Consider the following 20,853-nt stretch of genomic DNA (forward strand, 5'->3'; position numbering starts at 1 on the left):
CGCTCCAGAAGCCCCGTCATGCGACGGGGCTTTTTCGTTTGTGGTGAGCCTCTTGCAAAGCTGTTTGTATGGGCTGCCGGCGTGGGTTTCTACGGTCGTACGGGGCCGCCGCGCTCATTTTTGCAAGAGCCTCAGGTTTTTCAGGTATTCAACTCGCCAGTAGGCGAGAGGCGGTTTTGAATGAAGTTTGTTGACGAAGTATCCATTCGGGTCAAGGCCGGTGACGGTGGCAACGGTTGCATGAGCTTCCGTCGCGAGAAGTTCATCGAGAACGGTGGCCCCAACGGTGGTGACGGTGGCGACGGTGGTTCGGTGTACATGATCGCCGACGAAAACCTCAACACCCTGGTCGACTATCGCTACACCCGTCACCACGAGGCCCAGCGTGGCGCCAACGGCGGCAGCACCGACTGCACCGGCAAGAAAGGCGACGACCTGTTCCTGCGTGTGCCGGTCGGTACCACCGTGATCGACGCTTCCACCCAGGAAGTGATCGGTGACCTGGTCACCCCGGGCCAGAAGCTGATGGTCGCCCAGGGCGGCTGGCACGGCCTGGGCAACACCCGCTTCAAGTCCAGCACCAACCGTGCACCGCGCCAGACCACCCCGGGCAAGCCAGGTGACCAGCGTGACCTGAAGATGGAAATGAAAGTGCTGGCCGACGTCGGCCTGCTGGGCCTGCCGAACGCCGGCAAGAGCACCTTCATTCGCTCGGTTTCGGCCGCCAAGCCGAAAGTGGCCGACTACCCGTTCACCACCCTGGTGCCGAACCTGGGCGTGGTCAGCGTCGACCGCTGGAAGAGCTTCGTCATCGCCGACATCCCCGGCCTGATCGAAGGTGCTTCCGAAGGCGCCGGCCTGGGTATCCGCTTCCTCAAGCACCTGGCGCGTACCCGCGTGCTGCTGCACCTGGTGGACATGGCGCCGCTGGACGAAAGCAGCCCGGCTGATGCCGCCGAAGTCATCGTCAACGAGCTGACCCGCTTCAGCCCGTCGCTGGCCGAGCGTGAGCGCTGGCTGGTGCTGAACAAGGCCGACATGGTCATGGAAGACGAGCGCGACGAGCGGGTCAAGGAAGTGGTCGAGCGCCTGCAGTGGGAAGGCCCGGTCTACGTGATTTCGGCCATCTCCAAGCAGGGCACCGAAAAGCTCAGCCACGACCTGATGCGCTACCTCGAAGACCGCGCCGACCGCCTGGCCAACGACCCGGCCTACGCCGAAGAGCTGGCCGACCTCGACCAGCGTATCGAAGACGAAGCCCGTGCCCAGCTGCAGGCCCTGGACGACGCCCGTACCCTGCGCCGTACCGGCGTCAAGAGCGTGCACGACATCGGCGACGATGACGGTTGGGACGATGATTTCGAGGACGACGAAGACGGCCCGGAAATCATTTACGTGCGCGACTGACCGGTTGCAGTACACTAAACGCCGCTCTTTGGAGCGGCGTTTTTGTATCCACGGTATCTACAGATTCGACATAGGTTGGAAGAAGATGCGAAGCAAGGTGACGGGCGCCAAGCGCTGGGTCGTGAAGATTGGCAGTGCTCTGCTGACCGCCGATGGCAAAGGCCTCGACCGCGGTGCCATGGCCGTTTGGGTCGAGCAGATGGTCGCGCTGCGTGAGGCAGGCGTGGAGTTGGTACTGGTCTCCTCCGGGGCCGTGGCTGCCGGCATGAGCCAGCTGGGCTGGACGTCGCGACCGAGTGCGATGAACGAGCTGCAGGCGGCTGCCTCGATCGGCCAGATGCGCCTGGTGCAGGCCTGGGAGTCGAGCTTCGGCGAGCACGGCAAGCACACCGCGCAGATCCTGCTGACCCATGACGACCTGTCCGATCGCAAGCGCTACCTGAACGCCCGCAGCACCCTGCGCACGCTGGTCGACCTGGGCGTGGTGCCGGTGATCAACGAAAACGATACCGTGGTTACCGACGAGATCCGCTTCGGCGACAACGACACCCTGGCGGCGCTGGTGGCCAACCTGGTCGAGGCTGACCTGCTGGTGATTCTCACCGACCGCGATGGCATGTTCGATGCCGACCCGCGCAACAACCCCGACGCCCAGCTGATCTACGAGGCCCGCGCCGACGACCCGGCACTGGACGCCGTGGCCGGCGGTACCGGTGGCGCCCTGGGCCGTGGCGGCATGCAGACCAAGCTGCGCGCCGCGCGCCTGGCAGCCCGTTCCGGTGCTCACACCATCATCATCGGTGGCCGCATCGAGCGCGTGCTGGATCGCCTCAAGGCTGGCGAGCGTCTGGGTACCTTGCTGTCGCCCGAGCGCGGCATGCTTGCCGCGCGCAAGCAGTGGCTTGCCGGCCACCTGCAGACCCGTGGCACCCTGGTGCTGGACGCCGGTGCCGTGCAGGCGCTGCGCCAGGCCAACAAGAGCCTGCTGCCGGTTGGCGTGAAAACCGTGCAGGGCAGCTTCCGCCGTGGCGAGATGGTGGTGTGCGTCGGCCCGGACGGCCATGAAGTGGCGCGCGGCCTGGCCAACTACAGCGCCCTGGAGGCGCAGAAGATCATTGGTCAGCCGTCGGATGCCATCGAAAGCATCCTGGGCTATATCGCGGAGCCTGAGCTGGTGCACCGCGACAACCTGGTTCTGGTCTGAGGGCGCGCACGTGCTGAAAAGGATGATTGCCGTGGCGGCACTGGCGTTGCCGATGCTGGCCGGGGCCGAGGAAATCGGCCAGGTGTCCACCGTGTTCAAGTTCCTCGGGCCAAATGACCGTATTGTGGTCGAGGCGTTCGACGACCCCAAGGTCGAGGGCGTGACCTGCTACCTGTCGCGGGCCAAGACTGGCGGCGTGAAGGGTGGGTTGGGGCTTGCGGAGGACCGGGCGGAGGCATCGATTGCCTGTCGTCAGGTCGGGCCGATCAACTTCAAGGGTGAGCTGAAGGATGGCGAGGAAGTGTTCAAGGAACGCACCTCGCTGGTGTTCAAGACCATGCAGGTGGTGCGCTTTCTCGACAAGAAGCGCAATACGCTGGTGTACCTGGTGTACAGCGACCGCATGATCGAAGGCAGCCCGCAGAATGCGGTGACCGCGATTCCGATTCTGCCTTGGGCTCATTGATAGCCTGGTAGATCCTGGGAGGCCTTTGGCCTCCATCGCGACACAAGGCCGCTCCTACAGGGGGACGCGAATCCCTGTAGGAGCGGCCTTGTGTCGCGATAGGGCCGCAAAGCGGCCCCAATTACCTCAGGCCAATTCCTCGGCCTGATGATCCTCACGCACAACCGCCTTCACCTCATCCCGACGGCTGATGAACTTCCAGTCCGCCTCGTCGATGTAAATGCCATTCGGCCCGCTGCCACCTTCCAGGTCGATCGCCACGCGCGCAGACACCTGCGGCTTCACGCTCGCCAGGATCGGCACGAAGCCCAGCTGCAGGCTGGTTTCCAGCAGCGCAGCCTGGTTGCGTTCGTCGATGTCCGCCGCTTCGTCCAGGTAGTACGGCAGGCGGATGCGCCCGGCCAGGTCGCGGTCCATCAGGTGCAGCAACAGGTACATGTTGGTCAGCGCCTTGATGGTCATGGTGGTGCCGTTGGATGCCGCGCCGTCGATGTCGGCATGGATCACTGGCTGGCCGTTGACCTTGGTGATCTCGAACGCCAGCTCGAACAGGTCCTTCAGGCCCAGCTGGTTGTGGTTGGCTGCCACCAACCGTGCCAGGTATTCCTTGGCCTCTTCGTTCTTGTTGTCCTGCTCGGCGCTCTGGGTCAGGTCGAACACCGACAGGGTTTCGCCTTCTTCGTACTGACCGGCGCTGTGGATGATCTGGTCGATGTGCTTGAGCGCTTCCTTGTTCGGCGCCAGCACCACGCGGAAGCTCTCCAGGTTGGATACCTGGCGCTTGTTGATCTCGCGGTTGAACAGGGCCAGCTGGTGCTCGAGGCTGTCGTAGTCGCTGCGGATGTTGCGCAGGGTCCGGGCGATGTCGGTGACCGCGGCGCGGCGGGCCTTGGCCAAGGTCAGGGCTTCGTCGGTGCGGTGCGCGTAGGCATTCACCAGCAACTGCAGGCGGCGTTCCATGTCGTCTTCGCTGTCGAACTTGGCCACGCCTTTCAGGCGCACCTGGGCGTACAGCGCCTCGATCTGGTTGTCCACCCGCTGCAGGCTCTGCCAGCTGTCCTGGTAGTCGTTGAGCAGTGGCAGCAGGTTGTCCATCGAGTCGTCGATGGCTTCCATGTACGGCGTGCCGTAGGGCAGGTCGGCCGGCAGCAGCTGGCGACGGCGCAGGGCGTCTTCCAGGGTGCGCTGCTTGGCCTCGAGGTCGCCGATCTGCCGGCCGACCAGTTGCAGCTTGGCCGACAGCTGCTGGACGCGTTCGGTGAAGGCGTCGCTGGAGCGCTTGAGTTCGTCCTGCGCGGCTTCGAGCTGCGACAGCTGCTCCAGCTTCTCGGGCTCTTCGGCGGCCAGGGTTTCGCTGCGGCGGAAGTCTTCCAGCGCTTTCTGCGCGTCCAGTACTTCCTGGTACAGGGCCTCGGTCTGCGCCTTGGAGGCGGAGCGGTCGGCAGCCACGGCTTGCTGGGTCTTGAGCTGCTTCAGCTCTTTTTCCAAGCGCTCTTTCTGGTCACGCAGGGCCGCACGGTCGGCCAGGGCCTGCAGCGCCGGTGGGTCGATGTGCGACAGGTCGATGGACAGGCCCGGGGCTTCGAAGCGTTCGCCCTTGAAGCCGTCGAGTACCGCTTCCAGCGATTTTACCCACAGGTCGCTGTCGTCCAGTTCGATACCGCGGTCACCCAGCGGCAGGCTGAACAGCGCGCCATTGAACAGGCGCATCAGACGGTCGACGTCCTGCTGCGAGAACTCTTCACGCAGGCGGGCGTAGCTGTTGTTGTCGGCGTGGTCGAGCTGCTGCTTGACCTGCTTCAGGCGCTTTTCCAGGTCGCGGACGCGTTCGTCCAGGTCTTCGGCGCTGAACTGCCGCGACTGGGCCAGGGCGCCGGCCAGTTCGTCGTGGGCGTCCTTGGCCGCCAGCAGTTGCTGCTCCAGCACCTTGACGTCATCGACCAGGGCGAAGCGGTGCTTGAGCACCGACAGCTCGCCCAGCCAGCGCTGGATACCGGTGATTTCACGCTCCAGGCGCATCAGCTCCTGAGTACCGCCACGCTGGTCGTTCTGCAGGCGGTCCTGCTCGCCACGGTAGTGCTCGGCCTGGATCACCAGCTCTTCCTTGCGCGCCATGGCGTATTCCTGCCAGGTGCCCAGCAGGGTGTCGAGCACTGGCGAAATGCGGTGCAGCTTGCCGCGCAGGATGTCGCGCTGGGCCACGCCACCGGCCAGGGCCTCGACCAGCGGGCCGGCGGCGACCAGGGCGTTGTAGTCCTGTTCCATGCGGCGCACGTCGCGGAAGGCTTCCTCGCACGCGGCGATATAGTCGACGCTGCCAGAGCGCAGGCTGTGCTCGAAAGCGTCGAGGAACAGCTGCTTGAGCTTGGCGGCGGTGATTTCGCGCATGTGCAGCAGGTTGATGAACAGCGCGCGGAAGGTTTTCAGGCTTTGCTCGCTGGTCGAGCGCAGCGGGATCATGGTCAGGTCCAGCGGCACCGAGGTGTGGCCACCGACCAGCAGACGACGCAGTTCGTCCGGCTTCAGCTCGTAGGCCTTGATCCCCAGGCGCTCGAGGTTGGTGAACAGCTCTTTCTGGCGCAGGCAGGTGTCGTTCTTCTGGTAGTGGGCCAGGTCCAGTTCGCCCTTGTAGGCAAAGAACTGGTGACCGAAACCGCCGCCCGGGCCGCGGCCGACAACGCCGATGACGTGCGGGCCGTGGGGCAGGCTCAGTTCGCAGAGAATGTACGAGGTGTCGCTGGCGAAGTAGAAGCGGCGCGACTGCTCGAGGCTGTACTTGCCGAAGCTCATGTCCGACATGCGTGCCAGGATCGGGAACTGCAGGGCGTTGATCGACGCCGATTTACCCAGGTTGTTGGCGCCGTATACCGACAGTGGGTGCTCCAGCGGGAACAGGCCAAGGCTGTAGCCGGCGGTGTTGAGCAGTGCGAAGCGGCGGATGCCGTAGCGTTCCTGGCTCATGCGTCAATCTCCTGTTGCTCTTCGCGGATCGCCCGGGCCAGGGCTTCCTCTTCGCTTTCTTCGCCCTCGAAGGGGGTGAGGTCGAGCGGGTCGTCGGTGCGGTTGAGTTCTTCGGGGCTTTCTTCCTCGACCAGTACCGGGGTCGGCAGCGGCAGGTCGCTGTGCAGGGTGGCTGCCAGGTCGCGGTCCTGCTGCACGGCCAGGCACACGTCGAGGAAGCGATGCATCGGCGGCAGGAAGCGGTAGATGCCGCCTTCCTCGAAGGCGAAGCCGAGCTGGGTCATGCGGCGCAGGATTTTTTCTTCCAGCTCGTCCACGGTCTGCACTTCGGCCTGCAGGAACAGGTCGCGGTACTTGTCCAGCAGCGAGGGCAGTTCGTCACGGCCGATGCTGCCGCCATCGAGCACGGCCATCGGGTCGCGGCCCTGGTCGGCCAGGTGTTCGACCAGGATGAAGGTGAACAGCGACAGGCGCTGCGCGGTCTTGTTGACCTGCGCGGCGGTCATGTCCGGCACGAAGTAGTAGAAGCCACGGGTGTCGCACACCAGTTCGAAGCCCAGGGCCTTGAACAGGGTGCGGTACTGGTCCTGGAAGTTCGACAGCTGGGCGTACAGCTCGGGGTCGCGGCGGCTGACGTGGAAGCCTTTGAACAGCTCGCGGAAGATCGGCGCGAGCTGGGACAGTTCGGAAAGATCAAGATGCATGGGCTGGGCTCGCGTTGGATTCGGTAGGCGCGCTGGCGGCGTCTTCGCGGCTGGAAGTCAGGGCGAACGAGCGCAGGCTGACCAGGTGTTCCTGGGTGATGTACTCGCGGCGGTCGAGGCGTTCGCGCTTGAAGCGCTTTTCCCGCGACAGGCGCGAGAACCAGTACAGCAGCTCGTCGGTGGCGCCTTCGGGTTCCTGCTCCAGCAGCCAGACCATCAGGTCGGGCAGCGGCAGGGCCTGTTCGCAGCGTTCGGCCATTTCCTTGACCGTGCGCGGTGCACGGGGCAGGGCGCCGGACTGGGTCTTGTGGGCCTTGGGGAAGCGCGCCGGCTTGGGCTCGAAGCGGGCCAGGGCGTAGACATAGGCCTCGACCTGGCTGGCGCTGCCGAGGAAAGTGCTTTGCGGGCGGGTGAACATCGGCATGGCCGCTTGCGGTACGGCGTCGATGCCCTTGCGCCGGATCACCGACAGGGCCAGTGCGGCGCCACGGGTTACGGCGTTGTGCCGGCGGGCTTCTTCACGCAGCGGCAGCAGCAGTTCGCGGGCGTGGCGCAGGGTCAGCTGGGCGCTGGTCTGCATTTCCAGGATGCGCGCGTGGGTGCGCAGCAGCATGTCGTCGTCGACCAGGTGGCCCAGGCGCGCCTGTTCGCCCAGCAGCTTCAGCAGCACGGTCTCGACCTTGCGCACGCCCTGTTCGAAGGCGCCGTCGGCGTTGACCAGCTGGATCATCGGCTCGACGTACTCGTCCCAGGTCGCCAGTACTTCGGCATAGCGCTGGCGCAGCGGGATCTGGCGGTTGCTGGTCTTGGCCCGCTCGGCCACGGCCACCAGTGCCTGTTCGTCGTTGTCGAGCTTCTTCAGTACATCGCGCACGCGCATGTCGAGCAGGCGCAGCTGGCGCGCCAGGTCGTCGCTGTCGCGGTTGTCGAAGGCGTCCTGGATATGCCCGGCCAGGCGTTCCAGGTGGCGCAGGTAGGCTTCGATCTCCAGGCACAGGCCCAGCCGGTGTTCGCGGCGCAGGTAGGCGAGGAAGTCGTGGATCTGCGCGTTGAGCTCGAAACGGTTCGGGCTCTTGGCCACCGGGACCAGGATATCCAGGCGGATCCACACGTCGAGCAGCTGGGTGATGTCCTGCGGGGTGCTCTCGACCTGCTGGCGGGCCACATGCTGACGCAATTCGACCAGGCTCAGGGTGCCCTGGTCGAAACGCTCGCACAGCGGCTCGATCAGGGCCCAGTGTTCGGCTAGGGCGCGCAGGACGCGCTTGGGTTCGATCATTGGCTTCGACTCGTTGCCAAGAAAAAGGGGGCGATTGTACTGCATCCGGGGGGGAGGTTTTCACCCCTTGGTCTGTAATGAGAGATAACCTTTGTCGTTGTAGGGGATTCACTGGCCCTTTCGCGGGTGAACCCGCTCCCACAGGGCCTTGCACAGTACCGGTGGGAGCGGGTTCACCCGCGAAAGGGCCAGTACAGGCAATAAAAATCCGCCGACCAGTTGCGGCACTCGAATGCCAACGGCGTTAGAATGGCCCTTTGTCTTCGCCCCTCGGAAACCCGCCACTTGCTCACCGAACCCCGTCGCCGCGCCTACCTTTCCGCCATGCAAGTGGTGCACTGGCTGCCGCGCGCCGAACTGCCGTTCGCCGCACCGTCGCGGCCCGAGCTGCTGCTGCCGGTGGCACCGGTCGAGGACCTCGATTTCGACGTCAGACCGGCACCGGCTGCCAACGAGGCGCCAGTCACCCCCCAGGCCCGCTCCGGCGAGCGGCCGAAAATCGAGATTCCGCGCCCGGGCAGTGCGCCCAAGCCGGCCGCCAAGCCCGCCGAGGCCGAGGAGCAGGCCGCGCCACCGCGCCCGGCCCCGGTGCCACCCCCGCGCTTCTCGTTGCAGTTGCTGCGAGCCGGCAGCTGCCTGCTGCTGGTGGAGTTGGCCACCGGCCAGCCGTTCCAGAGCCGCGACCCGTCCTACCTGCTGCTCAAGGACATGCTGCGCGCCGCCGGCCTGCCCGACGCCCCGCAGATCATCGGCGAGCCGGTACGCTGGCCGCTGCTGGTGCGCGGCAACATGGACCAGGGCCCGGAGGCGGCGCGCGATTTCGTCCAGGGCTTTGTCCAGGCGCGCCTGGAAGACGCCCCGTGCACCTGCCTGTGGCTGGTCGGCCTGCCGGCGCTGCGCTTTGCCGCCAATGTCGACGGCGAAGCCTATTACCAAACCCTGAAGCTCGAGGGCCTGGGCGAAGCCTGGGCCTTGCCGGGCCTTGAACTGTTGATGGACGAGCCGCAGCGCAAGGCGGACGTCTGGAAAGCCATGCGCCAGCTGATGGCGCGCTGGAAGAGCGTTGAATGAGTGACTCGATCAGCTTCCGCCCGATGACCGAGGCGGATCTGGATGCCGTACTTAAGATCGAATATGCCGCGTTCAGTCATCCCTGGACCCGCGGGATCTTTCAGGATGCGCTCAAGTCGTACGAAGTCTGGCTGATGTTCGACGGCCAGCAGCAGGTGGGCCATGGCGTGATCAACGTTATCATCGACGAGGCGCACCTGCTCAACATTACCGTCAAGCCGGAAAACCAGGGCTGCGGCCTGGGCCTGCGCCTGCTCGAGCACCTGATGGCCCGGGCCTACCAGCTCAATGGCAGGGAGTGCTTCCTGGAAGTGCGCGCCAGCAACCAGTCGGCCTATCGTTTGTACGAGCGCTACGGTTTCAACGAAATCGGCCGCCGCCGCGACTATTACCCGGTTGCCGGTGGCCGTGAAGACGCCCTGGTGATGGCCTGCACCCTGCTCGAGGACTGACCTTGCAGGGGCTGGCGCTGTCACGCAGGCAAACCCTGATGAGGCAACGACCATGCACGACCTGCAGGAACTGATCGACAACAACGCCCGTTGGGCTGACGCGATCAACCAGCGCGACCCCGACTTCTTCGCCAAGCTGGCCCGCCAGCAGACTCCGGAATTCCTCTGGATCGGCTGCTCCGACGCCCGCGTGCCGGCCAACGAAATCGTCGGCATGCTACCGGGTGATCTGTTCGTCCACCGCAACGTTGCCAACGTGGTGCTGCACACTGACCTCAACTGCCTGTCGGTGATCCAGTACGCGGTGGAAGTACTGAAAGTGCGGCACATCCTGGTCACCGGCCACTACGGTTGCGGTGGCGTGCGCGCCGCCATGCAGGACCGTCAGCTGGGCCTGATCGACGGCTGGCTGCGCTCGATTCGCGACCTGTATTACGAAAAGCGCGCCGAGCTGGCCAAGCTGGACAACGAAGAGGCCAGGGTCGACCGCCTGTGCGAACTGAACGTCATCCAGCAGGTGGCCAACGTGGCTCACACCAGCATCGTGCAGAACGCCTGGCACCGTGGTCAGGAGCTGTCGGTGCATGGCTGCATCTATGGCATCAAGGATGGCCGGTGGAAGAGCCTGGACACCACCATCAGCGGCTTCGCCCAGCTGCCGCCGCAGTATCGGTTGCGGGCGTTGGAGTAGTAACGTTTACCAGTTTGACGCGGCCCCTTGTAGGAGCGGCCTTGTGTCGCGAGCGGGCTGCGCAGCAGCCCCGGCAATATCAGCAGCGAAGCTGAAAATCTGGGGCCGCTTCGCAGCCCGTTCGCGACACAAGGCCGCTCCTACAAGGGGGCGTATAGCAGTCTCCATGCAGGGATGGTCAAGGAATGAAAAAACTGCTTCTGGCTGCAAGCCTCCTGATAACGGCCACTGCCCACGCCGACGAACGCGACCTGTGGATGTTCGCCCAGTGGGCTGGCGACCATCACACCCGTCCCTTCCGTGAAATGCTGGTGGATGCCCGCCTTTACGGCATAGTGCCTATCCATCAGCTGCTGCGTTCGGCTTCGGACTGGAAGCTGTGCCACGCGTCCCCCTTCGCCGTGCCGCCTGCCAGCAACTGGCCGGCAGTGCGTTCTACGCTCTCGCTGATCAAGGCGCTCGACGACCAGGGCATCCTGCGCCAGTTCGAGGTGGTTTCGGCCTATCGAGACCCACGCCTGAACGTCTGCGCCGGCGGGGCTGCCAACAGCGCCCATACCCGGGCCTTCGCCGTCGATATCTTGCTACCCGACTGGGCGGACCCCAACCCGCTGTGCCGTTTCTGGCAGCAGTATGGCCAGGCCTGGAACATGGGCCTGGGGCGCTATCCGTCCGGGCGGATTCATGTGGATACCGCGGGTTACCGCACCTGGGGTGGTGACGGCCGTGCAGGTTCGTCGTTCTGTATCAAGCCCAGATGAGCCAGGCAGCTCCTGCATTCGCCCATCACCCACGTGGCGAAGCGCTGGCGCTTGCCTTCGTCTTCCAGCGGCTGAGGGCTGAGCAGGTGGTAGGCCGAGCCGTCACGCACAAAGCCGAACGGCGCCTGCAACTGACCGCTGTCGAGTTCGTCGCGCACCATGAGGGCTGAGGCCATGGCCAGGCCCAGGCCGGCGCTGGCGGCCTGAATCGACAGGTAGAAGTGCTCGTAGTCGCTGCGCTCGGTATGCCGGGCCTGCTGGCCGCTCAGGCGCAGCCAGTCGGGCCAGGCGCCGGGGCGGGTGGCGCTGTGCAGCAGGCGTTGGCCTTCAAGTTGGATGGGGGCGGTGGGATGGCAGACCGGGCCGATCCATTCGTCGCAGATCTTCTGGTTGTACAGCTGCTTGTCCCAGTGGAAGTCATCGCGGCGAATTGCCAGGTCGACACCACTGCGGGCGAAGTCCAGTGGCCCGCCTGCGGCCACCAGGTGCAACTGCAGGTCGGGATGGGCGGCATGAAAGCGGGGCAGGCGCGGGATCAGCCAGCGCATGGCGATGGTCGGCTCGCACGACAACACCAGAACGTTGTCGCGGGCCTGTTGTTGCAAGCGCTGCACGGCGCCTTCGAGCTGCTCGAAAATCGCCTGGGTGGTGCCCTGCAAGGCACGGCCGGCAGGGGTGAGGAAAATGGCCCGGTTGCGGCGCTCGAACAACTCCACACCAAGGCTTTCTTCAAGCAGGCGCACCTGGCGGCTGACTGCGCCATGGGTGACGTGCAGGTGCTCGGCGGCGCGCACGAAGCTTTCGGTTTCGGCGGCGATGTCGAAGTAGCGGAAGGCATTGAGTGGCGGCAGTTTCATGGCATCCCTGTTTGCCTGTACTGGCCTCTTCGCGGGTAAACCCGCTCCCACAAGGACTTCACCAAACCTGAGGGCGGCGCATCACCTGTGGGAGCGGGTTTACCCGCGAAGAGGCCAGCACAGGCGCTATGTATCTGTGAAGAAAACTATCAGATTTGCCTCACTATAAATCGATTTTTCCTTGGCTATAAGCTCTCGATAATTACATGGTCTGTGCATTTCCATCGCCTATCGAGAGCCACCAGCATGAGCGAACTCATTGCCGTCGCCCTGTTCACCCTGCTTGCCGTCATCAGCCCCGGTGCCGACTTCGCCATGGTCACCCGCAGCAGTTATGCACAGGGCCGCAAGGCCGGGCTGGCTGCTGCCGTGGGCATTGCCCTGGGAGTGCAGGTGCACGTTCTGTACACGGTGCTGGGCATCGCGGTGATCATCAGCCAGAGCCCGGCTCTGTTCCTGGGCATGAAAGTGCTGGGCGCGGGTTACCTGGTCTACCTGGGTTACCAGTCGCTGACCAACACCCGGCGCATCAGCCTCGACGGGGTTGCCGCATCCGCAGCCAGCGTAACACAGGCCCTGCGCACGGGCTTTCTGACCAACGCCCTCAACCCCAAGACCATGCTGTTCGTCATCAGTGCCTTCACCCAGGTGGTGCAGCCTGGCAGCTCGCTGGCGCTGGATTTTGCCTACGGCGCTTTCATGTCCGTTGCCCACTGGCTGTGGTTCAGTCTGGTGGCGGTGTTTTTCTCCAGCACGGCATTGCGCAAGGCGATGATCGAGCGGCAAAGGCTGGTGGACCGGGTAATCGGCCTGGCGCTGATCGGGTTGGGCCTGGCTGTGGCGGTGACCGGCATGCGTTGAGGTAGCGATTGCATGCCCTGTGGGGGAGGGGCGGGCCTGTGGTATTTTTCGCAGGCAAAGAAAAAGGGCTTACCTTGCGGTAAGCCCTTCGTCTTGTTTGGTGGCTACACAGGGACTTGAACCCCGGACCCCAGCATTATGAATGCTATGCTCTAACCAACTGAGCTATGTAGCCGATGGCGCGCATTATTCTCTTGAACGGCCCCCCTGTCAACACTCATTTCAAAAAAAATTTGCACGCTTTCAAAAACTTAGCGGCCAGGCCCCCGGTTCTGCTTTGCCCAACGGCATGTCGTCGGCTTTCTACTGCCCGTTGCGCCAGCCATCGGTGCCCTTGAGGTCGGCTTTCTGTAACGGGCCGATACGCCCGCCATCGAAGGTTACCCGCTCGCCCGCCGATACAAGGCGCTGTTCGCCACCCTGGATAACCATGGCCTTGCCACTGAACACCACCAGTTCGTCATGCCCGGCATGGCGGGCGACCTGCAGGCGGGTACCGAACACCTGGATGCGCGCATCGCCCACTGTCACCTCCATGGCCCGGCCGTCGAGCATCACTTCCAGGTATACCCGGCCCTGCACCAGCTGCAGCTGGCGCGTGCGGCCGCGCAGGTTGGCGTTCATCGCGCTGGCGCTGCCCAGGTGCAGGGTGGTGCCATCGGCCAGGCGGATGCTGCGGCGTTCACCTGCATCAGTGTGCAATTCGCTGCCCAGGCGCTGCATCAGCGGCCAGTACAGGTAGGCTGCAGCGCCTAACCCCAGCAGGAATAGCAGCGCCAGCCATTTGCCCATGTGGCTGCGGCGCGTGTTGATCTGCCGAGGGCGGGGGCGGTCAGGCTGCAGCTGATTGGCGAGCATCTGGCTCATGGGTTCGATCTGCTCGCGATAGGGGCCGTTTCGCCCAACGATGACAGGGGTATGGGCTAAGGATGCTAATTATATTGATAACCATTTTCAAGTGCGTCACGACAGAGAGATAAAAAAGGTAGCTATGTATCTATTTGTTTCCCGATAATCGGATCCCAAACTGCTGACGGAGATTCAGGCACATGGCTATCAGTAGCGCCTCCACGGCGCCCACCAGTGCGGCGGCGAGCCAAGCCACGCCGCTGGTGATGCGTATCATCGGTTTCTGCGCCCTGGCGCACCTGATCAATGACCTGATCCAGTCGGTGCTGCCGGCGATCTACCCGATGCTCAAGGCCAACTACGACCTGAGCTTCGCCCAGATCGGCATGATTACCCTGACGTTCCAGATCACCGCCTCGCTGCTGCAGCCTTGGGTCGGCTTTTTCACCGATCGCCGACCGGCGCCGAACCTGCTGCCGCTGGGCACCCTGTGTACTCTGGTGGGTATAGTGATGCTGGCCTTCGTCGGCAGCTTCCCCATGATTCTGCTGGCCTCGGCGCTGGTGGGGATCGGTTCGTCGACCTTCCACCCGGAAACCTCGCGTATTGCGCGCCTGGCCTCGGGCGGGCGCTTCGGCCTGGCCCAGTCGACCTTCCAGGTCGGCGGCAACACCGGCTCTGCGCTGGGCCCACTGCTGGCGGCGGCCATTGTCATTCCGTTCGGCCAGAGCCACGTGGCCTGGTTCGGCCTGGCTGCGCTGTTCTTCCTCGGCGTCACCCTGATGCTGCGTAGCTGGTACAAGGAGCACCTCAACCAGGCCAAGGCGCGCAAGGCAGTGCAGGCGACCCACGGCATTTCCCGCGGGCGGGTGGTCGCGGCGCTGATCGTGCTGGGCCTGCTGGTGTTCTCCAAGTACTTCTACATGGCCAGCTTTACCAGCTACTTCACCTTCTACCTGATCGAGAAGTTCGATGTGTCGGTGGCCAGCTCGCAGCTGCACCTGTTCCTGTTCCTTGGTGCGGTGGCGGCAGGTACCTTCTTTGGCGGGCCGATCGGTGACCGCATCGGGCGCAAGGCGGTGATCTGGTTCTCGATCCTCGGCGTGGCGCCGTTCACCCTGGTACTGCCGTATGCCGACCTGTTCTGGACCACTGTGTTGAGCGTGGTGATCGGCTTTATCCTGGCTTCGGCGTTTTCCGCGATCGTGGTGTATGCGCAGGAGCTCGTGCCGGGCAGCGTGGGCATGATTGCCGGGATCTTCTTCGGGCTGATGTTCGGCTTTGGTGGCATCGGTGCAGCCTTGCTGGGGTATGTGGCGGACCTGCGTGGCATCGAGTACGTGTACGAGCTGTGTTCGTTCCTGCCGTTGTTCGGATTGCTGGCGGTGTTCTTGCCAAGTACCTGCAAGCGCTGAGGTTGCCGGGGCTGCTTTGCAGCCCATCGCGACACAAGGCCGCTCCTACAGGGGACTGCGTACTGTTGTAGGAGCGGCCTTGTGTCGTGAAAGGGCCTCGTAGAGGCCCCCAGGGCAATTGACGAGCCAACCTGCGGTGGCCTAGAGTCCGCTTTTTCCCAACCACCTGCGTAGTAGTCAAAGCGATGTGCCGTAACCAGTCCCTGCCAAACGCCCGCCAGCCTGCCTTCCAGGCCCTGCGTCGAGCGTGGCCGAGCGATACGGTGCTCAAGCGTCGCCGCAGCGTGCTGTTTGCCTTCACCTTCTCGCCACACCTCGCCTGAACTGATCTGCGCTTTCGCGTCGCTCGCCACCCTGGCGTGCGCGCCTGTGTCTGCACGTCTTTTCGGTTTGCAAGGAGTGGTACATGAACATGCGTTTGCTGGCGGGCCTGTTGTTCGCCGTTTCGGTCGTGGGTTTCAGTTTGGGGGCCAGCCTGCCGCTGGTGTCGTTGCGCCTGCATGAAGCCGGTGCGAGCACTCTGGAAATCGGCATCATCTCGGCCATCCCCGCTGCGGGCATGATGCTCTCGGCGTTCCTGGTCGACGCCTGCTGTCGCCACCTCACCCGGCGCACCATCTACCTGCTGTGCTTCAGCCTGTGCACGCTCAGCATTGGCTTGCTCGAGTCGGCGTTCGGCTCGCTGTGGCTGCTGGCGTTGTTGCGCCTGGGCCTGGGGCTGGGCATGGGTATCGCCATCATCCTCGGCGAGTCGTGGGTCAACGAACTGTGCCCGGAGCACAACCGCGGCAAGATCATGGCCCTGTACGCCACCAGCTTCACCGGCTTCCAGGTGCTCGGCCCGGCCATGCTGGCGGTGCTGGGCGCCGACAGCCCGTGGATCACCGGTGTGGTCACCGCCTGCTATGGCCTGGCGCTGCTGTGCATCGTGCTGACCGTGCCCAACGACCATGTGGAACATGAAGAGGGTGAAAAGAGCTTCGGCCTGGCCGGTTTCTTCCGTGTGGCGCCGGCGTTGTGCGTGGCGGTGCTGTTTTTCTCGTTCTTCGATGCCGTGGTGCTGTCGCTGCTGCCGGTGTATGCCACCAGCCATGGCTTTGCCGTGGGCGTGGCGGCGCTGATGGTGACCGTGGTGTTTGCCGGTGACATGTTGTTCCAGTTGCCGCTTGGCTGGTTGGCCGACCGGGTGGAGCGCACCGGGCTGCACCTGGTATGCGGGCTGCTGGCGATGGCGATCGGTATCGGCCTGCCCTGGCTGCTGAACCTGACCTGGCTGCTGTGGCCGCTGCTGGTGCTGCTGGGCGCCGTGGCAGGGGGCATCTATACGCTGGCGCTGGTGCTGATCGGGCAGCGTTTCAAGGGGCAGGACCTGGTTACCGCCAATGCCAGCGTGGGCTTGCTGTGGGGTGTGGGTAGCCTGGTCGGGCCGCTGGTCAGCGGTGCGGCGATGGATGTGGCGCCGCATGGTCTGCCCATCGCGCTGGCGCTGATGGCCGGGTTGTTCGTGTGCTTTGCCCGGCAGTCGTACCGGCGCGCGGGGCGGTTGCGGGCGGTGGCGGACTGACGTCCTCCAGGGCTGCGCGGTCCCTGTAGGAGCGGCCTTGTGTCGCGATAGGGCTGCAAGGCAGCCCCGGCGATGTCTGCGGCGCTGCTGAGTCCCGGGGGCCGCTTTGCGGCCCTATCGCGACACAAGGCCGCTCCTACAGGAATGGTGCCAGCCGGTCAGGCAAATGCCTGTCAGAAACTCCCGCGCAAGGTCACCGACACATTGCGCGGCTCCCCCCAGTAGTACCCCGTCGCCGTGGTACCGATCTGCCGGTAGTACTTCTTGTCGAAGATGTTGTTGGCGTTCAGTTGCACTGAGTAGTTGTCGTTGATGCGATAACCGAGCATGCCGTTGTACACCGCATACCCCGCCTGGGTCGCCTTGGCCGTGCCGCTTTCGGAATAGATGTCGCTCTGCGCCTGCACGCCGCCGCCAATGGTCCAGGCATCCAGCGTGCCTGGCAGGCGGTAGCTGGTGAACAGCCGCAGCATGTGCTCCGGGTCGGTGGTGCGGATCGCGTTGCCATTGGTGGCTGCCGAGTTCTTCAGGTACTCGGTGGTGTTGTAGGTGTAGCCACCGGTGACCTGCCAGCCCGGCAGCACTTCGCCGGAAATCTCCAGGTCGATGCCCTCGCTGCGGCTCTTGCCCGAGGCGATCTTGCAGCGGCCGGTGGTGCCGTTGCAGCCGATCTCCGTGGACATGTCATCCACCGGCGTACCCACCTGGTTGATACGGAAAAACGCCAGGCTGGTGTTCAACCGGCCATCGTAGAACTCGCCCTTGATGCCCGTTTCGTAGGCTTCGCCGATGATCGGGTCGAGCACCGAGTTGTTCTTGTCCACCACTGTCTGCGGGCTGAATATCTCGGTGTAGCTGGCGTACACGCTGAAGTTGTCATTCAGGTCGTAGATCAGCGCCGCGTACGGCACGATCTTCTCATCGACGCTGAACTTGCCGTTGGCTCCGGTGTTGTTTTCCTGCTCGTAGTCATACCAGTTGGCTCGCGCGCCGATGATCGCGGTCAGCGGTTCGGCCAGCGAAATGCGCCAGGTGGCGTGCGCGGCTTGCTGGGTGGTACGGGTGCGCACCGGGTGTGCGGTGATGTCGATGTCCGGCTCGGGCAGGCTGGTTTTCGGGTCCCAGTAGCGGATGTCGTACAGCCCGGAAATTACCCGGTTGGTGGCCGAAGCGTAGGAATCGTTGCGAATCCGTTCGACGCCGACCATCAGCTCGTGGGTGCGGCCAAACAGGTCGAACGGGCCGTTGAGGGTGGCGCTCAGGTTGTTCTGCAGGCTCTCGCCGCCGTCGCCTTCGGTAACCTGGTATTGCATCAGGTACGGGTTGCCGGTGGGGTTCAGGTTGGCCGGTGCGCGCTCCATGTAGGTTTGCTTGAAACCATGGTCGTCCAGCTCGAAGTGGGTACGCAGGGCCATCAGCTTCAGCGTCCAGTCGTTGTCGAAGCGGTGTTCCAGTTCGGCAAAGGTGTTCAGGTTGCTGCGGTCCCAGCGGTTCCAGTCGGCGCCCAGGTAGGTGCTGCGGCCGAAGGGCAGGGGGGCGCCGCTGGCATCGGCGGGCAGGTTGCCCCAGGCGCCGGTGGCGTCGAGCTTGGTCCACTCGACACCGGTGGTCAGCGTGGTGCTGTCGTCCAGGTCGAAGGCCAGCGAGCCGCCGAACGCTTCCTTGCGCTCCATGCGCGAGTCCTGGAACAGGTCGCGGTCGTCATGCACGGCGATCACCCGCCCGCGTACGTTGCCGGTTTCGGTCAGCGGGCCGGAGATATCGGCCACATAGCGCTGGGCATTCCATGAGCCCAGGGTCACGCTGCCCGTAGCCTGGAAGTCATGGGTCGGGCGCTTGCGCACCAGGTTCACCGTGCCCGACGGGTTGCCGGCGCCACGCAGCATGCCGGTGGCGCCGCGCAGCACTTCGGCGCGGTCGATGAACGCCGAGTCGGTCTGGATGAACGAACCGCCACCGCTGCTCTGCACCACGGTGGCGCCGTCATACTGGATGGCATCGATGGCAAAGCCACGCGAGTAGTACTGCACCCGCTCGCTGTCGGTGTAGTTGACCACCACGCCGGGTGTCTGCTCCAGCAGGTTGGTCAGGTTGGTGATGTTCTGGTCATCGATGCGCTGGCGGGTTATCACACTGACCGATTGCGGGGTATGGCGCAGGGTTTGCGGCATCTTGCCGATGGTCACTTCGCCGGTAGTGTAGGAGCCGGTGTGCTCGGTGGTTTCGCCCAGGCGGTCGCTGGAAATGCTGGTCGCACCTAGCTCAAGGGCGTTTCCCACATCCAGCGCCGGGATCAGCAGGAAGCTGGTTGCGCTTTCCTGCTGGACCTGCACGTTGCTGCCCTGCAACAGGATCGATAGTGCCCCTGCACTGTCATGCCGGCCCTGCACGCCGCGGGTGGTCTTGCCCTGCAGGCTGTTCGCGTCGAACGACAGGCTCAGGCCGCCCTGGCGGGCCAACTGGTCCAGCGCCGGGGCCAGCGGGCCGGCCGGGATGTTCCAGTCGGTCTGCTGGCTCTGGCTGGCCACTGCAGCCTGGGCCATGGCCGGGAAGGCACCACCAGCTGCCAGGCCAAGGCCGAACACGGCCGCGCGCACGGCACGGCGCAGCCTGTCGTTGCGAGGGGAACACGGGGCAATCATGAAGCGCTCCTGAAGGTTGTGAAGACCACTTTTCGGGTTTTGTTCCTTCAGGCCGGACGAGAATGAGATTCCACCTCATTTATTTTCGGAAATTTTTCAGGCCGCACCGATGCTCACCCAATAACGCGTGCGGTAGTCGACCCGTACCGGCAGGCTGCGGGTGAGCAGCTGCAGGATCTGCGCGGTGTCAGCCAGCTGGTAGGTACCGGACACCTTCAGGTCTGCCACTTCCGGGGCACAGCGCAGCAGGCCCGGGCGGTAACGCGCCAGCTCGGCGATGAACTCGCCCAGCGGCATCTGTTGCACGCTGAGCACGCCGTCGGTCCAGCCCCAGGGGTCGCCGTGCAGCGTCACCGCCTGGAAGCTGCCGCTGGCCCACACTTGCAAGGTTTCGCCTGGCAGCACCCGACGTGGCGAGGCCGAGGTGGGGAACAGCGTGACCTCGCCCCGGCGTACCGCCAGCAACAGGCCCTGGTCGTTCTCGCGCAGCAGCAGTTGGCCGTCGAGGGTGGCCAGTTGGCCAATGCGGGTGCCGATGCGGAACGGGCGGTTATCGTTGGGGTTGCTGTCCAGGCTCACCTCGCCACGCACCAGTTGCAGCCGGCGCTGCTCGGCGCTGTAACGCAGGTCGATGGCGCTGGCGGTATTGAGCTGGATGCGGCTGCCATCGCTGCCTTGCAGCTGGCGGCGTTCGCCGGTGGCAGTGCTGCTGTCGGCCAGCAGCTGGGGTATGCCCAACGGTTCGCGCGCGGCCCAGCCCAGGCTGCCGCCCACGGCCAGCACGGCCAGCAGCTTGAGGTGGTCGCGGCGGCTGATGCGCTGGCGCTGGCTGCTATCCAGAGTGCGGCGGCTCAGGCCCTTGGGCAGCCCGGCCAGTTCGTCACTGAGGTGGCTGACCCGCTGCCAGGCCAAGGGGTTGTGCGGATGGCTGGCCAGCCAGTGCTGGAACTGCTGCTCGATACGCGGGCAGGGGCTGTCGAAGCGCAACTTCACCAGCCAGTCGATGGCCTGGTCGACCTGCGCCTGCGCGGGCGCGTTGTCAGGCGTCGGCATAGCGCAACCGGTAGCAGACGCCCAGGGCCTTGGCCAGGTCCCGCTCGACGGTGGCCCGCGACACACCCAGGCGCAGGGCGATCTGCACGATGCTCAAACCATCGAGCTGAGCCAGCAGGAATGCCTGGCGGGCACGCGGTTTCAGCTGGTGCAGGGCACGGTCGAGGCGCGCCAGGGTATCCAGGATGACCAGTCGATCTTCTTCGCTGGGCACTTCGGCTTCGGGGAGGTGAGCCAGGCTTTCCTGGTAGGCCCTCTCCAGCGCGCGGCGGCGGAACTGGTCGATCATCAGGCCACGGGCGATGCTGCTGAGGTAGGCGCGTGGCTCCTTCAGCGGCGAAAGCTGGCGGGCCCGCAACAGCCGCACGAAGGTATCCTGGGCCAGGTCGGCGGCGTGCTCGCTGCAACCTACCCGGCTGCGCAGCCAGCCGCTGAGCCAACGGTGGTGGGCCTGGTAGAGCAGAGCGACCTCGGTCGGCTTGAGCGTGTCGTTGATCTGCATCTTGGCGAAGGCCCGGTCCTGTGGATATATGCGATTGTGAATAGTTCTCAATTCTATGCGGGGACGATGGCGCGGAGCAATGGCACGCCAGGAATTAGCCGCGCAAGAACCGGC

The 20,853-nt window shown here is 64.6% G+C and carries 17 protein-coding genes, 1 tRNA gene and 1 pseudogene; 10 read left to right on the plus strand and 9 right to left on the minus strand.

What is annotated here, in order from left to right; all coding sequences use genetic code 11:
- Positions 1–180 precede the first annotated feature (180 nt).
- The 3 genes from cgtA (at position 181) to ABNP31_RS03615 (ending at position 3,077) form a co-directional block, all read left to right on the plus strand.
- Positions 181–1,407: an Obg family GTPase CgtA gene (gene cgtA, locus ABNP31_RS03605; protein WP_025337634.1), complete on the plus strand. Its 1,227-nt coding sequence runs from the start codon at positions 181–183 to the stop codon at positions 1,405–1,407.
- Positions 1,408–1,492: 85 nt separating this feature from the next.
- Complete coding sequence (gene proB, locus ABNP31_RS03610; RefSeq protein ID WP_025337635.1) at positions 1,493–2,611, plus strand: glutamate 5-kinase; 1,119 nt, start codon at positions 1,493–1,495, stop codon at positions 2,609–2,611.
- A 22-nt stretch (positions 2,612–2,633) separates the two neighbouring features.
- Positions 2,634–3,077, plus strand: coding sequence for a CreA family protein (locus ABNP31_RS03615; RefSeq protein ID WP_085617292.1), 444 nt, complete (start codon positions 2,634–2,636; stop codon positions 3,075–3,077).
- A 126-nt stretch (positions 3,078–3,203) separates the two neighbouring features.
- Here the strand turns inward: ABNP31_RS03615 and mksF are convergent, their stop codons facing one another.
- The 3 genes from mksF to mksB are packed head-to-tail and all read right to left on the minus strand — an operon-like array spanning position 3,204 to position 8,021.
- Entirely contained in the window at positions 3,204–6,038 is a 2,835-nt protein-coding gene (gene mksF / locus ABNP31_RS03620) for an Mks condensin complex protein MksF (RefSeq protein ID WP_015268901.1), read from the minus strand.
- Entirely contained in the window at positions 6,035–6,742 is a 708-nt protein-coding gene (gene mksE / locus ABNP31_RS03625) for an Mks condensin complex protein MksE (protein WP_025337638.1), read from the minus strand. The genes mksF and mksE overlap by 4 nt, the downstream gene beginning before the upstream one ends.
- Positions 6,732–8,021: an Mks condensin complex protein MksB gene (mksB, locus tag ABNP31_RS03630; RefSeq protein WP_024086237.1), complete on the minus strand. Its 1,290-nt coding sequence runs from the start codon at positions 8,019–8,021 to the stop codon at positions 6,732–6,734. The genes mksE and mksB overlap by 11 nt, the downstream gene beginning before the upstream one ends.
- 285 nt (positions 8,022–8,306) lie before the next feature.
- Here mksB and ABNP31_RS03635 point away from each other — a divergent pair, with 285 nt between their 5' ends.
- The 4 genes from ABNP31_RS03635 to ABNP31_RS03650 all read left to right on the plus strand — a co-directional run bounded on the left by ABNP31_RS03635 (position 8,307) and on the right by ABNP31_RS03650 (position 10,996).
- Entirely contained in the window at positions 8,307–9,092 is a 786-nt protein-coding gene (locus tag ABNP31_RS03635) for an energy transducer TonB (RefSeq protein ID WP_085592576.1), read from the plus strand.
- Positions 9,089–9,544, plus strand: coding sequence for a ribosomal protein S18-alanine N-acetyltransferase (rimI, locus tag ABNP31_RS03640; protein ID WP_025337640.1), 456 nt, complete (start codon positions 9,089–9,091; stop codon positions 9,542–9,544). Before ABNP31_RS03635 ends, rimI begins: the two co-directional genes overlap by 4 nt.
- A 52-nt stretch (positions 9,545–9,596) precedes the next feature.
- Entirely contained in the window at positions 9,597–10,235 is a 639-nt protein-coding gene (gene can / locus ABNP31_RS03645) for a carbonate dehydratase (protein ID WP_025337641.1), read from the plus strand.
- 185 nt (positions 10,236–10,420) lie between these two features.
- Positions 10,421–10,996, plus strand: coding sequence for a D-Ala-D-Ala carboxypeptidase family metallohydrolase (locus ABNP31_RS03650; RefSeq protein ID WP_085592580.1), 576 nt, complete (start codon positions 10,421–10,423; stop codon positions 10,994–10,996).
- Here ABNP31_RS03650 and ABNP31_RS03655 read toward each other — a convergent pair.
- Positions 10,936–11,853, minus strand: coding sequence for a LysR substrate-binding domain-containing protein (locus ABNP31_RS03655; protein ID WP_085665088.1), 918 nt, complete (start codon positions 11,851–11,853; stop codon positions 10,936–10,938). The genes ABNP31_RS03650 and ABNP31_RS03655 overlap by 61 nt on opposite strands.
- A gap of 246 nt (positions 11,854–12,099) precedes the next feature.
- Between ABNP31_RS03655 and ABNP31_RS03660 the strand changes: the two genes are divergently transcribed.
- Complete coding sequence (locus ABNP31_RS03660; RefSeq protein ID WP_238067248.1) at positions 12,100–12,714, plus strand: LysE family translocator; 615 nt, start codon at positions 12,100–12,102, stop codon at positions 12,712–12,714.
- Between the two features lie 98 nt (positions 12,715–12,812).
- On the opposite strand, the gene ABNP31_RS03665 is transcribed toward ABNP31_RS03660, so the two are convergent.
- Positions 12,813–12,889: transfer RNA gene (locus ABNP31_RS03665), tRNA-Met, on the minus strand.
- A gap of 131 nt (positions 12,890–13,020) precedes the next feature.
- Positions 13,021–13,581, minus strand: a pseudogene (locus tag ABNP31_RS03670) (FecR family protein); the annotation flags it as partial.
- A gap of 182 nt (positions 13,582–13,763) precedes the next feature.
- Between ABNP31_RS03670 and ABNP31_RS03675 the strand changes: the two are divergent.
- Positions 13,764–14,978, plus strand: a complete 1,215-nt coding sequence (locus ABNP31_RS03675) for an MFS transporter (protein WP_085665086.1) — start codon at positions 13,764–13,766, stop codon at positions 14,976–14,978.
- A gap of 406 nt (positions 14,979–15,384) precedes the next feature.
- The gene (locus ABNP31_RS03680; RefSeq protein WP_025337647.1) at positions 15,385–16,542 is read left to right on the plus strand and encodes an MFS transporter; all 1,158 of its coding nucleotides are present in this window, start codon (positions 15,385–15,387) and stop codon (positions 16,540–16,542) included.
- Between the two features lie 173 nt (positions 16,543–16,715).
- Here ABNP31_RS03680 and ABNP31_RS03685 read toward each other — a convergent pair whose 3' ends face one another.
- The 3 genes from ABNP31_RS03685 to ABNP31_RS03695 form a co-directional block, all read right to left on the minus strand.
- Positions 16,716–19,184 (minus strand): TonB-dependent siderophore receptor, encoded by a 2,469-nt coding sequence (locus tag ABNP31_RS03685; protein ID WP_085665085.1) that lies wholly within the window; start codon positions 19,182–19,184, stop codon positions 16,716–16,718.
- Positions 19,185–19,280: 96 nt separating this feature from the next.
- Entirely contained in the window at positions 19,281–20,237 is a 957-nt protein-coding gene (locus tag ABNP31_RS03690; RefSeq protein ID WP_085665084.1) for a FecR domain-containing protein, read from the minus strand.
- Positions 20,224–20,739: a sigma-70 family RNA polymerase sigma factor gene (locus ABNP31_RS03695; RefSeq protein ID WP_085617313.1), complete on the minus strand. Its 516-nt coding sequence runs from the start codon at positions 20,737–20,739 to the stop codon at positions 20,224–20,226. Before ABNP31_RS03695 ends, ABNP31_RS03690 begins: the two co-directional genes overlap by 14 nt.
- Positions 20,740–20,853 lie beyond the last annotated feature (114 nt).

This window comes from Pseudomonas asiatica, assembly GCF_040214835.1.
Classification (GTDB): domain Bacteria; phylum Pseudomonadota; class Gammaproteobacteria; order Pseudomonadales; family Pseudomonadaceae; genus Aquipseudomonas; species Aquipseudomonas putida_Z.